Annotated in this window: 11 protein-coding genes and 1 pseudogene; 4 read left to right on the top strand and 8 right to left on the bottom strand. The window is 73.0% G+C overall.

Annotated elements, in window-relative coordinates; translation table 11 throughout:
- The 5 genes and pseudogenes from ABIE39_RS18435 to ctaE form a co-directional block, all read right to left on the bottom strand.
- A pseudogene (locus tag ABIE39_RS18435) lies at nt 1-104 on the bottom strand (superoxide dismutase); the annotation flags it as partial.
- Between the two features lie 192 nt (nt 105-296).
- Entirely contained in the window at nt 297-2,051 is a 1,755-nt protein-coding gene (gene qcrB / locus ABIE39_RS18430; RefSeq protein ID WP_074807136.1) for a cytochrome bc1 complex cytochrome b subunit, read from the bottom strand.
- Nucleotides 2,048-3,109 (bottom strand): cytochrome bc1 complex Rieske iron-sulfur subunit, encoded by a 1,062-nt coding sequence (gene qcrA / locus ABIE39_RS18425; protein ID WP_255437401.1) that lies wholly within the window; start codon nt 3,107-3,109, stop codon nt 2,048-2,050. Before qcrA ends, qcrB begins: the two co-directional genes overlap by 4 nt.
- Nucleotides 3,106-3,885, bottom strand: a complete 780-nt coding sequence (qcrC, locus tag ABIE39_RS18420) for a cytochrome bc1 complex diheme cytochrome c subunit (protein ID WP_021481149.1) — start codon at nt 3,883-3,885, stop codon at nt 3,106-3,108. The genes qcrA and qcrC overlap by 4 nt, the downstream gene beginning before the upstream one ends.
- A gap of 73 nt (nt 3,886-3,958) precedes the next feature.
- A complete protein-coding gene (gene ctaE, locus ABIE39_RS18415; RefSeq protein WP_074807129.1) occupies nt 3,959-4,609 on the bottom strand; it encodes an aa3-type cytochrome oxidase subunit III in 651 nt (216 codons plus the stop codon).
- Nucleotides 4,610-4,926: 317 nt separating this feature from the next.
- On the opposite strand from ctaE, the gene ABIE39_RS18410 reads away from it, so the two are divergent.
- The gene (locus ABIE39_RS18410) at nt 4,927-5,364 is read left to right on the top strand and encodes a response regulator transcription factor (protein ID WP_168946288.1); all 438 of its coding nucleotides are present in this window, start codon (nt 4,927-4,929) and stop codon (nt 5,362-5,364) included.
- 34 nt (nt 5,365-5,398) lie between these two features.
- Complete coding sequence (trpD, locus tag ABIE39_RS18405; protein ID WP_175010094.1) at nt 5,399-6,496, top strand: anthranilate phosphoribosyltransferase; 1,098 nt, start codon at nt 5,399-5,401, stop codon at nt 6,494-6,496.
- 7 nt (nt 6,497-6,503) lie between these two features.
- Here the strand turns inward: trpD and ABIE39_RS18400 are convergent, their stop codons facing one another.
- Both ABIE39_RS18400 and ABIE39_RS18395 read right to left on the bottom strand, forming a co-directional pair.
- Entirely contained in the window at nt 6,504-6,785 is a 282-nt protein-coding gene (locus tag ABIE39_RS18400) for an Lrp/AsnC family transcriptional regulator (protein WP_034654744.1), read from the bottom strand.
- Complete coding sequence (locus ABIE39_RS18395; RefSeq protein WP_175010093.1) at nt 6,764-8,623, bottom strand: DEDD exonuclease domain-containing protein; 1,860 nt, start codon at nt 8,621-8,623, stop codon at nt 6,764-6,766. The genes ABIE39_RS18400 and ABIE39_RS18395 overlap by 22 nt, the downstream gene beginning before the upstream one ends.
- Nucleotides 8,624-8,809: 186 nt before the next feature.
- Between ABIE39_RS18395 and ABIE39_RS18390 the strand changes: the two genes are divergently transcribed.
- Nucleotides 8,810-10,135 (top strand): NYN domain-containing protein, encoded by a 1,326-nt coding sequence (locus ABIE39_RS18390; RefSeq protein ID WP_186810516.1) that lies wholly within the window; start codon nt 8,810-8,812, stop codon nt 10,133-10,135.
- Between the two features lie 69 nt (nt 10,136-10,204).
- Here the strand turns inward: ABIE39_RS18390 and ABIE39_RS18385 are convergent, their stop codons facing one another.
- Nucleotides 10,205-12,022 carry an AMP-binding protein gene (locus ABIE39_RS18385; RefSeq protein WP_175010091.1) on the bottom strand — a complete coding sequence of 606 codons (1,818 nt, stop codon included), beginning with the start codon at nt 12,020-12,022 and terminating at the stop codon, nt 10,205-10,207.
- Between the two features lie 251 nt (nt 12,023-12,273).
- On the opposite strand from ABIE39_RS18385, the gene ABIE39_RS18380 reads away from it, so the two are divergent.
- Nucleotides 12,274-13,221: an ROK family glucokinase gene (locus ABIE39_RS18380; RefSeq protein WP_043658218.1), complete on the top strand. Its 948-nt coding sequence runs from the start codon at nt 12,274-12,276 to the stop codon at nt 13,219-13,221.
- Nucleotides 13,222-13,238 lie beyond the last annotated feature (17 nt).

Raw genomic sequence — 13,238 nt, 5'->3', positions numbered from 1 at the left:
GCCTGGTGGTGCTTGGAGTGGTGCAGCTCCATGATCCGCCCGGAGATGTGCGGCTCGAGCGCACCGTAGTCGTAGGACAGCTCGGGGAGAGTGTAAGCGGGCATCCGGATGTACCTCCTGGTACGGACCGCCGGAGGTCGCCCGACGGTCCCTGGGTCGTGAGCTGACGATGTCCCTGCCGCCTCAGGCGGGCGCTGCGGCGCCCCCGGGGCAGAGACGACGATGACCCGCGACCTGCCCACCGGGAAGAGGGGGCTGGTCGCGGGTCATCGTCCTACTGTGCAGGAACCTCGGGGTCAGCGCTCGTCGGCGCCCTTCTCCGGCTCCACGAGGTCTCGACCGCCGCCGACAGGGGCGGTGCCTGCCTCGATCTGCTCGCGGCTGGTGCTCTCGAGGGCGTCGTGCTCGCCGTGCGAGTGCGCGGCGGCGAGCTCGGCGGGCGTCACGGGCTCGATGCGGTCCTCGTAGAAGAACCGCGACAGGCGCTGGAGGCGCTTGTCCTTCTTGTAGCCCTTGCGGCGCACGCCGCGGGAGTCCGTCGCCGGCTCGATCTCGAGCGGGGCGTGGGCGGAGTAGTTGACCCGCAGCCAACGCTCCTGCTCGTCGAGCGGACGGTGCACCTCGATGTACTCGCCGTGCGCGAACCGGACGATCCGGCCCGTCTCGTGGCCGTGCAGCACGAGCTCGCGGTCCTTGCGCTGCAGGCCGAGGCAGATGCGCTTCGTGACCCAGAACGCGAACCAGGGACCCACGAAGATCAGGATCCGGAAGGCCCACGTGATCGTGTTGATCGACATGTGGAAGTGCGTCGCGATGAGGTCGTTCGACCCCGCGAGCGCCAGGATGATGAACGCCGTGAGGAAGGCGACGCCCAGGCCGGTGCGGACGGGCACGTTGCGCGGACGGTCGAGGACGTGGTGCTCACGCTTGTCCTTCGTCACCGCGGACTCGAGGAACGGGTAGACGAAGAGGAACGTGAACAGCAGACCCGGGACGACCACCGCGGGGATGAGGACGTTCAGCGACAGCGTGTAGCCGCCGATCACGAACTCCGTCTGCCCCGGCATGAGTCGCAAGGACCCTTCGAGGAACAGCATGTACCAGTCGGGCTGGGCTCCCGCGGACACCGGGGACGGGTCGTAGGGGCCGTAGTTCCACACGTTGTTGATCGCCATCGTGCCGCCCATGAGGGCGAGGATGCCGAACACGACGAAGAAGAAGCCGCCGGCCTTCGCGACGTACACGGGGAACAGCGGGAAGCCGACCACGTTGGTGTCCGTGCGGCCGCCACCGGGGTACTGCGTGTGCTTGTGCAGCACGACGAAGAACAGGTGGAGCGCGACGAGCGCGAGGATCAGGCCGGGCACCAGGAGGATGTGGACCGTGAAGAGCCTCGGGATGATGTGCTCGCCCGGGAACTCGCCGCCGAAGATGAAGTACGACATGTACGAGCCGATGAGCGGGATCGCCTTGACCACGCCGTCGGTGATGCGCAGGCCGTTGCCCGACAGGACGTCGTCGGGCAGCGAGTAGCCGGAGAAGCCGGCGGCGAGGCCCATGATCATGAGCAGCATGCCGACCAGCCAGTTGACCTCGCGGGGCTTGCGGAACGCGCCCGTGAAGAACACGCGCATCATGTGCGTGACGATCGACGCCATGAAGATCAGCGCGGCCCAGTGGTGGATCTGCCGCATGAGCAGGCCGCCGCGGACCTCGAACGACATGTGCAGGGTCGACGCGAAAGCGTCGGACATGAGCACGCCGTCCATGGAGGCGGGCTCGCCGTGGTAGGTCACCAGGGACATGCTCGGGACGAAGAACATCGTCAGGAAGATGCCGGTGAGGATCAGGACGACGAACGAGTAGAGCGCGATCTCGCCCAGGAGGAACGACCAGTGGTCGGGGAAGACCTTGCGGGCGAACTCCTTGACGGCGACACCGATGCCGGTGCGCTGGTCGAGGTAGTCCGCGGCCTTCCCCGCGGGGGTCGTCGGCGCGGCTGACTTCGGTGCGGCCGCCCGAGGTGCGGCGGTTCCGGTGCTGGTGGTCACTTCAGACGCTCCCAGAAGCTCGGGCCGATGGGCTCGTGGAAGTCGCTCTGCGCAACCAGGTAGCCCTCGTCATCAACGGTGATCGGCAGCTGCGGCAGGGGCCGCTTCGCGGGGCCGAAGACCACCTTGGCGCTGTCGGCCACGTCGAACGTCGACTGGTGGCACGGGCACAGCAGGTGGTGCGTCTGCTGCTCGTAGAGAGCGACGGGGCAGCCGACGTGCGTGCAGATCTTGGAGAACGCGACGATGCCGTCGTACGACCAGCTCTCCCCGGCGGGGGCCTGCTCGGACACGATGTCGCGCGGGTCGAGACGGACCAGGAGGACGACGGCCTTGGCCTTCTCCGTGATCCACTCGTGGGACTGCATCTCCTCCTGCGACGCCTCGGGGATGACGTGGACCACCGAGCCGATGGTGACGTCGGCGGCCTTGATGGGCCGGCCCGAGGGGTCGATCGCGAGGCGCGTGCCCCGCTGCCAGAGGGTGTGCTTGAACTTCGAGACGTTCCAGTCGCCGCCGACGCTCCCGATGAGCGGGACCGCGATGGTGAGCGGGAAGAGCGCGAGGGCGGAGATGACCGCGCCCTTGAGGACGCCGCGGCGGGCGATGCCCGAGTCCTTGACGCCCGCGTCGAGCTCGGCGAGCGCGGCGGTGCGCGTCTCGGGGTCGCTCGCGATGGGGTGGCGCTCGTCCACCTTCTCGTGGTCGGACATGAGGACCTTGGCCCAGTGCACCGCGCCGAGGCCGATGCCGAGGAGGGCGAACGCGATGGCGACGCCGAGCGTCACCGTCGACAGGCGCACGCCCGCGGTGGTCCCGTCCGGCGGGATCACGAAGTAGACGACGAGGGCCGCGATGGTGCCGATGACGGAGATCCCGAAGAGAGCGGCGACCTGGCGCTCGGCGCGCTTCGACGCCTTCGGGTCTCGGTCGGCCATCCGGCTCTTGTGCTCCGGCAGACCGGGGTCCGGGAACGTGTCGAGGGTGCCGTGCTCCTCGCGGTGCCCGACCTCGCGGTGCGAGGACTCGGACGAGCGGGGGCTCTGGTAGTCGCTCACGAGGACTTCGCTCCGATCCACACTGCGGCCCCGATGAGGAGGCCCATTCCGACGATCCAGGCCCACAGACCCTCGCTGACGGGGCCGAGGGACCCGAGCGACAGGCCGCCAGCCGAGCCGTCACGCTGCTCGGCGAGGAAGGCGATGACGTCCCGCTTCTCCTCCGGCGTCACGGTGGCGTCGTTGAAGACCGGCATCGACTGCGGACCGGTGAGCATCGCCTGGTAGATGTTCCGCTCCGAGGTGTCCCACAGCGGGGGAGCGAACTTGCCCTCGGAGAGGGCACCGCCCGCACCGATCGCGTTGTGGCACATCGCGCAGTTGGTGCGGAAGACCGCGGCACCGTTCGCCGGGTCGCCGAGCGCGGCGTCGACCTGCTCGTCCGTGGGGATCGCGGGGCCGGCGCCGAGCGACGCGACGTAGGCGGCGAGCTGCGCCGTCTGCTCCTCGTCGAACTGGCGCGGCTTCTGGATGGCCTGCGGACCGTCCATCTGCATGGGCATGCGGCCGGTGGACACCTGGAAGTCGACCGACGCGGCGCCGACACCGACGAGCGAGGGCGCGGTGGCCGTGCCCTCGGCGTTCGGGCCGTGGCACGTGGCGCAGTTGGCCTGGAACAGCTTCTGGCCGGTCTCGATGTCCTCGGTGCTGGCGGTCTCGGCGTTGGCCGAAGTCGGGGCAAAGGCGGCGTAGACGCCACCGGTGACCAGCAGCGCCAGCAGCAGCAGCACGACCGGCGCGAAGCGGTGGTGTCTGCGGGCGGCGAGTGCCTTCACGAAATGATCCTCGTCTCGCAGGTGGGGGAGCAGGGGGCGGGTGGGCGGTCCGGGGCGGACCCCGGGCGGGTCGTCAGCGCAAGATGTAGATCACGAAGAACAGCGCGATCCACACGACGTCGACGAAGTGCCAGTAGTAGGACGTGACGATGGCCGTCGTGGCCTCGTGGTGCCCGAAGTTCTTGGCCGAGAACGAGCGGCCGAGAAGGAACAGGAAGGCGATCAGGCCGCCGACGACGTGGAGGCCGTGGAACCCGGTCGTGATGTAGAAGACGGAGCCGTAGGGCGTCGAGGAGATCGACACGCCGTGCTCGACGAGCTCGGCGTACTCGAAGATCTGACCACCGATGAAGAACGCGCCCATGAGGAACGTCAGCGTCATCCACTCGTTCATCCCCCAGCGGTTCACCTGGAAGATCGAGCCGGTGCGCACGGGCTGGAAGCGCTCGGCGGCCCACACGCCCATCTGGCACGTCACCGACGACAGCACCAGGACGGTCGTGTTGATCGCCGCGAAGGTCAGGTTGAGCTTGTCCGCCTCGAGGGCCCACTCGTCGGCGGGCATCACGGAGCGGACCGTGAAGTACATGGCGAAGAGGCCGGCGAAGAACATGAGCTCGCTGGCCAGCCACACGATCGTCCCGACCGAGACGGGGTTCGGTCGGTTGACGCTCACGTGCTGATGGGCGTGGGGGGCAGCCGTTGCGGTCGACACAGGAGCCATTATGGCCGACGAACCTCAGCTTCGCGGCACGCAGACGGCCGCCCGGAGGCGGTGAATCTCACAATGTCTCCAGAACTTCCCACGGAGACCTGCACTTGGTGACGGAAACCGTCCGAGTGCCATGAAACCGGTGTGCCCGCCGCACGGGCCAGGGCCCTTGGTCCCCGGTCCGGCGCCGGTCGGCGCGCGACCCGCCCCAGGGGTGCTGCGAAGCCCTCCGACGTGCCAAGATGCCAGTCGGGACCTGCGTCCGCCACACGCGGCGGCACGCGCTCCCGGGCCCATCCCAGGGAACGACGAAGGCGACGGTGACGACGATGACGACGACCGTGACGACGACGCACGGGGACACGGACGTGACCCCGCGCGCGCCGCGCATCCTGCTCTACAGCGACGACGTGACCGTGCGTGAGCAGGTGCGGCTCGCCGTCGGGCGGCGGCTGGGCGCGGGGCAGCCGGAGATCGAGTGGCACGAGGTGGCCACCCCGGCGGCGGTCGTGGCGTCGGCGGACGCCGGCGGGTGGGACCTGCTGGTCCTGGACGGCGAGGCCGACAAGGCCGGGGGCATGGGTCTGTGCCGCCAGCTCAAGAACGAGATCTACGCCTGCCCGCCGGTCCTGGTCCTCACCGGCAGGCCGCAGGACGGTTGGCTAGCATCGTGGTCGCTCGCCGACGACGCGGTGCCCCGGCCGTTCGACGCGGTCGCCCTCCAGCGCGCCGTCGCCGACCTGCTGCGCGCCTCCGGCACGCGGTAGCCGACCAGGAGACCGACCAGCCGAAGGGCCACCCGTGACCGCCACCCCGCACCCTGCCGCCTCGACCACGAGCGACTCGACGGGTGCGGGGCTCACCTGGCCCGGGCTGCTCACCGAGCTCGTCGCGGGGAACGACCTCGACGCCGAGCGCACCGCGTGGGCCATGGACCAGGTGATGTCGGGCGAGGTCTCGCCGGTGAAGCTCGCGAGCTTCCTCGTCGCGCTGCGGGCGAAGGGGGAGACGGTCGCCGAGCTCACGGGCCTCGCGGACGCGATGCTCGCGCACGCGAGCCGGTTCTCCGTGGACGGGCCCGCCGTGGACATCGTGGGCACGGGTGGCGACCGCGCCCACACCGTGAACATCTCGACCATGGCGTCGCTCGTCATCGCGGGTGCGGGCGTGCGCGTCGTCAAGCACGGCAACCGCGCTGCGACGTCGTCGTCGGGCGCCGCGGATGTGCTCGAGGAGCTCGGCATCCGGCTCGACCACGGGCCCGACCGCGTGGCGCGCATCGTGCAGGAGGCAGGGATCACCTTCTGCTTCGCCATGGTGTTCCACCCGTCGATGCGGCACGCCGGCGTCGCGCGCAAGGAGCTCGGCATCCCGACCGCGTTCAACGTGCTCGGCCCTCTGACGAACCCGGCGCAGCCGCGTGCGGCGGCGATCGGCGTGGCCGACGCCCGGATGGCGCCGCTCATCGCCGGCGTGCTCGCCGGACGTGGCACGTCGGCGCTCGTGTTCCGCGGCGACGACGGCCTCGACGAGCTCGCGGCGACCGGCGGCGCCACGGTGTGGGAGGTGCGCGACGGCGCCGTGACGGAGCGCCGCCTCGACCCCGTCGCCGACCTCGGTCTGACGCCCGTCACGGTCGAGGACCTGCGCGGCGGGAACGCGGCGCACAACGCCGACGTCGCGCGCCGTTTCCTCGCGGGCGAGCCCGGCGCGGTGCGCGAGACGGTGCTGCTCAACGCGGCGGCGGGTCTCGTCGCCGACGGCACGCTGCCCGGGACCGCGGAGGGGTCGCTCGTCGAGCGGCTCCGCGCGGCCTACGACGTCGCGGCCCGCAGCGTCGACTCCGGCGCCGCGCGCGCAGCGCTCGCCCGCTGGGCGGAGGCCGCGGCGCGCGACTGACGGCCGGTCAGTCGTCGAGGCCGAGCGCGAACGCCTGCTCGAGGTCGACGTTCGAGTAGGCGCGGAACGCGATGAACGTCTCGGTGCGCACGACGCCCTGGACCTTGCTGATCCGGTCCGCGATGACGTCGGCGAGCTGGTCGTGCTCCTGGACCCGCACCATCGCGACGAGGTCCGCCTTGCCCGTCACCGAGTAGACCTCGCTGACGCCGCGCAGGTCCGCGACCTCCGACGCGACCTCGGGGATGCGTGCGGGGTCGGTGTCGATCAGGACGATGGCGGTGAGCATGGTTCCTCCGGGGACGGGTCGTCGTCAGGCGACCACTCTACGGTCGGCCCGGCGGTCGCGTGCGCCAGGTCGGCGCCGCTCTCGGGGTCCGCGTGGCGCGCGACGTGGCGGGCCGTGGCCGCGAGGTCCACGTGCGACCCCGCCGAGCGGACCGGGCACGCCCACGGACCCGTGACGTCGACGATCCGCACCCCGGGCTCCTGGAGCCAGGACAGCAGGATCTCGGCCTCGTGCGGGTGGCTCGCGGGGGCCGGCGGCACGGGCGGTGCCACGGTCTCGGCCGTCGCGACGAGCGCGTGCACGAGCGGCCACGGGTCCGTCCCGGGCGCACTGACACCCGTCGCGGCGAGCCGCGCGTGCCGCACGACGACGACCTCCCACCCGCCGGCGTCCGTCGGGCGCGCGGCGACGAGCTCGGCGCACGCGGCGAGCGGGGCGAGTCGCTGCGCCCGCGCCGCGCCCGTGAGGAAGGCGCGCAGGCGCTGGGTGAGCTCGCCGGCCTGCTCGAAGCGCTCGTCGCGCGAGAGGGCCACGATGCGGCGCCCGAGCTCGGCGACGACGCGCGACGGGTCGCCCTCGAACGCCTCGCGCACGCCCGCCGCGACGTCCCCGTAGCCGGTGTCGCGCGCGGCGGTCGTGCACGGGGCCGAGCAGCGGCCCATCTCGGCGAGCACGCAGGCCGTCGCACCGGGCGAGGCGACGACGGGGAGCCGGCGGGTGCACTGGCGCAGCGCGAAGGCGTCGTGCAGGGCGTCCACGGCGGCCTGGGCCTGGTGCCGCGAGGCGAACGGGCCGATGTGCGCCGCCGGTGCGCGGACGTCGCGGACCAGCGAGAGGCGCGGGTACGCCTCGTCGGTGAGCCGGACCCACGTCATGCGCTCCGGGTGCCGCGACCGGCGGTTGTACCGCGGGGCGTGCTCGGCGATGAGGCGCAGCTCGCGGACCTGCGCCTCGAGCGGCGTCGCGCACACGACGGGCGTGACGGCGTGCGCGATGCGCACCATCTCGGTGATGCGCCCACGCTTCTCCGAGCGCGTGAAGTACGACCGCACGCGGCGCCGGATCGACGTCGACGTCCCGACGTAGAGCACCTCGTCGCCCGGGCCGCGGAAGAGGTAGACGCCGGGCGCGTCCGGCAGGCCGTCGGCGAGGTGGCGCTTGCGGCGCACGTCCTGCGGCACGGGGTCCGTCGCCCCGGCGAGGTCCTCCAGGTGCGTCACGCCGAGCGGGCCGAGGCGGCCGAGGAGCGCGTGCAGCACGTCGACGGTGGCCCGTGCGTCGGCGAGCGCGCGGTGGTCCGGCGTCACCGTGGCACGGAAGAGGGCCGCGAGCGTCGCGAGCTTGTGGTTCGGCGCCTCGTCGCGCGTGACGACCCGCCGTGCGAGGGGCACGGTGTCGAGCACCTGGTTGCCGGGCCAGTCGTAGCCCGCGGAGCGGCACGCGGCCTTGAGGAACGAGATGTCGAACGGGGCGTTGTGCGCGACGAGCACCGCGTCGCGCGCGAACTCGAGGAAGCTGGGCAGGACGGCCTCGATGCGGGGCGCGGTGGCGACCATCGACGACGTGATGCCGGTGAGCCGCGCGACGAAGGCGGGCACGGGCACGCCCGGGTCGACGAGCGTCTGGAACTCGCCGAGCACCTCGCCGCCTCGCACCTTCACCGCGCCGATCTCCGTGATCCCGGCGCCCGCGGGGGAGCCGCCGGTCGTCTCGAGGTCGACGACGACGAACGTCACCTCGTGCAGCGGCGTGCCCAGGTCCTCCAGCGTGGGCTGGACGGGGGCGCCCTGCGGTGCGGACCCGGCGCGGGGGGCGGCGAGGGCGGGTCCGGACGACATGGCGGCGAGGCTAGCGAGGGCCACCGACACCACCGCCGCGAGGTCCGTCGGCCGCCCGCCGACACGAGGGCCGGGAGCCCCGGTCCGGGTCCCCGGGCGGCATAGGGTGGGAGCGAGAGAATCGGGACGATCATGGACGAAGCGCCCGGGGCGACCCGTGGACGCGGTGCGGAGGAGGCGCGGCGCATGGTGGCCGACGGACCGGAGGACGCCCTGCCCGCGGAGCCGGACGTGCCGCCGTCGGTCCGGAACCTGCTCGTGGCCGCCGCGGCCGACGCGCTGGGCGCGCTCGACACGGCCCTGGTCCCGGTCGCGCTCCAGCGGGTGCGGGCCTTCGCGCCTCGTCGGCGCGCGACGGCGGGAGCGGCGCCCCTGTGGCGTGCCCTGGCCAACGACGCGGCGTTCCGGCACGCGGTCGCCGCGGCCTGGTCCCGCGAGCACGAGAGCGAGCCGGAGCCCGGCTCCGCGCCACCGGACGACCTGTCCCCGGCACAGGTGCGTGAACGAGCCGCGGGAGCCTTCCTCCTGCGGCCCGACGGCTGGCAGGCGGAGGTGGAGCGCGCGCGCTCGCTCGACGACACCCTCCGGGCGGACCGGTCGGCCCGGGACGACGCGGCCCGCCTCCGCGGCGAGCGCGACAGGCTCGCCCGCCAGGTCGAGGACCTCCGGGCGCGGGTCCGCGACGCCGACGCGCGCGCAGAGGCCGCGACGGCCGAGCTCGCCGCGGTACGCCGGGCCGAGCGGCGGCTGCGCGCCGACGCGGACCGGGCACGGGCCGAGGCGCGGGCTGCCGAGCGGGCGGCCCAGGGGGAGCGGGACGTCGCCGAGGCCGCGCTGCGCGACGCGCGCGAGGAGCGTCGTGCGGCCGCCGTCGACCGGGCCCGTGCGCGGGCGGAGCGGGACGAGGCGCGCCGGGCGCGGACGTCGTCGGCCGACCTCGCGACGGCCCGGGCGCGCCTCCTGCTCGACACGGTGGTCGACGCGGCGGCGGGGCTCCGGCGCGAGCTCGCGCTCGGCCCGTCGACCACGACCCCGGCGGACGACGTCGCCGCCGGGCTGCCGGACGCGGCGCGCACCCGGCCAGGGTCGCGCGGCCGCGCGGCGGACGACCCGGCGCTCGTCGACGACCTGCTGTCGGTGCCGCGGACGCACCTCGTCGTCGACGGCTACAACGTGACGAAGACGGGCTACGGCGAGCTGTCGCTCGCGGACCAGCGCGACCGGCTCCTCGCCGGCCTGCTCCGCGTGGCCGCCGCCGGCACGGAGGTCACCGTGTGCTTCGACGGCGCCGACGGCGGCCCGCGGCCGGTGCACGCCCCGCGCGGCGTGCGGGTGCTGTTCTCCTCGGGGGAGATCGCGGACGACCTCATCCGGCGCCTGGTCGCCGCCGAGCCGCCCGGACGACCGGTCGTCGTCGTGACGAGCGACCGCGCCGTCGCCGACGACGTGCAGGCGATGGGCGCGGCGTGCGTCCCGGCCCGCGCGCTCCTGGCGCGGCTCGCCCGCCGCTGACGACGAGGCCCTCCCCGGCGTGCTGCCGGGGAGGGCCGTGGTGCGCGGGGACGGGGTTCCCGGACCGTGTCAGCGGACGGGCGCGGGCCCGTCGACGTAGATCGCCTCGACGTCGGCCGCGAAGTCCTTGAGCACCTCGCTGCGCTTCACCTTGAGCGACGGCGTGAGGTAGCCGTTCTCGACCGTGAAGTCCGTCGTGAGGACCGTGAACTTGCGGATCGACTCGGCGCGGGAGACAGCCTGGTTCGCGCGCGTGACCGCGGCGTCGAGGGCGGCGAGGACGTCCGGGTCCTTGGCCGCCTGCTCGACGGTCAGGGACTCCTTGCCGTGCATGCTGGCCCAGCCGGGCAGGCCCTCCGGGTCGATCGTCACCAGGGCGCCGATGAACGGCTTCTGGTCGCCCACGACGACGCACTGCGAGACGAGCGCGTGCGCGCGGATCCGGTCCTCGAGGACGGCGGGCGCGACGTTCTTGCCGCCGGCGGTGACGATGATCTCCTTCTTGCGCCCGGTGATGCGCAGGAAACCGTCCTCGTCGAGCGAGCCGAGGTCGCCGGTGCGGAACCAGCCGTCGACGAACGCGTCCGCGGTCGCCTGCTCGTTGTTGTGGTAGCCGCGGAAGATGTGGTCGCCCCGCAGGAGGATCTCGCCGTCCTCGGCGATCCGGGCGCCGCAGCCCGGGAGCTGCTCGCCGACGGTCCCGATCTTCGTGTTCCCCGGGCGGTTGACGCTCGTCGGTGCCGTCGACTCGGTGAGGCCGTAGCCCTCGAGGATCCGCACGCCGATGCCGCGGTAGAAGTGGCCGAGGCGCTCGCCGAGCGGCGCGCCGCCGGAGACGGCGTACTTCGCGCGGCCGCCGAGCGCGTGCCGGAGCTTCTTGAAGACGAGCGCGTCGGCGATCTTGTGCTGCAGGCGTAGCCCGACGCCCGGCCCGGACGGCTCGTCGAGCGCGCGCGAGTACGCGATCGCGGTCGCGGCGGCCCAGTGGAAGATCTTCAGCTTGCCGCCCGCGGCCGCCTTCTGCTCCGAGGAGTTGTAGACCTTCTCGAAGACGCGCGGCACCGAGAGGATGTACGTCGGCTTGAACGTGCCGAGGTCCTCGAGCAGCGTCTTCGTGTCCGGCGTGTGGCCCAGCACCGTGCCCCCGGCCACGACGAGCACGCCGATGAACCGCGCGAACACGTGGGCGAGCGGCATGAACAGCAGCGTGCGGCCGCCCGGCTCCCCGAAGACCTCGGGCACCGCGTCCACGGCGTTGACCGTGAGGGAGTAGAAGTTCTGGTGCGTGAGCTCCGCGCCCTTGGGGCGGCCCGTCGTGCCGGACGTGTAGATGATCGTCGCGACGTCCGCGAGGTCGGCGAGGCCGCGCCGGCGCACGATCTCGGCGTCGTCCACGCCGGCGCCGTCGGCCGTGAGCGTGGCGATCGCGCCGGAGTCGATCGCGAGCACGTCCCGCAGCCCGGGGGCCTGGTCGCGCACCTCCTCGACCGTCGCCGCGTGCGCCTCGGTCTCCACGACGAGCAGGCGCACGTCCGCGTCCGAGAGGATCCACTGCACCTGCTCCGGGCTCGACGTCTCGTAGAGCGGCACGGGCACCGCGCCCGCCGCCCACGTCGCCCAGTCGAGGAGCGTCCACTCGTAGCGCGTGCGCGACATGATGCCCACGTGGTCGCCGGGCTCGATGCCGCGGGCGACGAGACCCTTCGCGACGGCGACGACCTCGGCGTCGAACTCGCGCGCGCTGAGCGCCTGCCACGCACCGTCGGCACCCGTGCGGCGCTCGACCATCGGCGCGGCCGGGTCGGCCGCGACGCGGCTCGCGAGGAGGTCGTTGAGGTTCTTCGAGGGATCGACTTCGACGATCCGTGGGGCGCTGATCTCGTCCATTCTGGCTCCAGTGGCAGTAGTCGACGGTGGGAGAACCCTACCCAGTGGCGGCGTGTGCCCGAGACCTGCCGTTGTCGGTAGGCTTCAGGTGCTGTGCGCTGCTTGCGCAACGTTTCGCGCGGGCGCGGAGTTCCGGTGGCCCGACCCGTGGCGCGGGGTCGAGGCCCCGTCGTCGTGCGTGGTCCGTGAGCGGGCGAGCACCCGCAGCGAGACCTTGCAGTCAGCGGAACCGAGCGAGTAGAGGACGGGACATGCACGCCATCGGGGTGGACATCGGCGGGACGAAGATCGCGGCCGGGGTCGTCGACGAGAAGGGCGAGATCCTCGTCCAGACGCGCCGCGACACCGAGCCCGACGACGTCGCGAGCATCGACCGCGCGATCGCCGACGTCTATGCCGAGCTCACGGCCGACCACGAGGTCGGCGCGATGGGCCTCGCGGCGGCCGGCTTCGTCAGCCCCGACCGCACCTCGGTGCTCTTCGCGCCGAACATCGCCTGGCGCGAGTACCCGCTGGCGCGCAACGTGCGTGAGCTCATCGGCGACGTCGACGTCCCGATCGTCGTCGAGAACGACGCGAACGCGGCGGGCTGGGCGGAGTTCCAGTTCGGCGTCGCGCGCGACGCGACCGACATGCTCATGCTCACGGTCGGCACGGGGCTCGGGGGCGCGATCGTCGTCGACCGCGAGCTCGTGCGGGGCAAGTGGGGCGTCGCGGCCGAGGTCGGCCACATGCGCGTCGTCCCGGGCGGGCACTACTGCGGCTGCGGCCACGAGGGCTGCTGGGAGCAGTACGCGTCCGGGCGCGCACTCGTCCGGGACGGGCAGAACGCCCTCATCGCCCAGCCGGACCGCGCGACGCGCCTGCTCGAGATCTGCGGCGGCGACCCGGACAAGCTCAACGGTCCCCAGATCACCCAGGCCGCGCAGGAGGGCGACGACCTCGCGGTCGAGCTGCTCGCGAACCTCGGCCGCTGGATCGGCGAGGGCGCGGCGTCGGTCACGGCGCTGCTCGACCCGGAGCTCATCGTCATCGGCGGCGGCGTCGGTGCGGCGGGCGACCTCCTGCTCCAGCCGGTGCGGCGCGCGTTCGCCGACCAGCTCTCCGCGCGCGGGCACCGCCCGGAGGCGCGGATCGAGCTCGCCGAGCACGGCAACGAGGCGGGCATCGTCGGCGCCGCGGACCTGGCGCGCCGCTGACGGGCGGCGCGGGCGCG

This window comes from Cellulosimicrobium sp. 4261, assembly GCF_040546915.1.
Classification (GTDB): Bacteria; Actinomycetota; Actinomycetes; order Actinomycetales; family Cellulomonadaceae; genus Cellulosimicrobium; species Cellulosimicrobium cinnabarinum.
The sequence above is the reverse complement of the archived record's forward strand: the minus strand, read 5'-3'. Positions and strand labels throughout refer to the sequence as shown.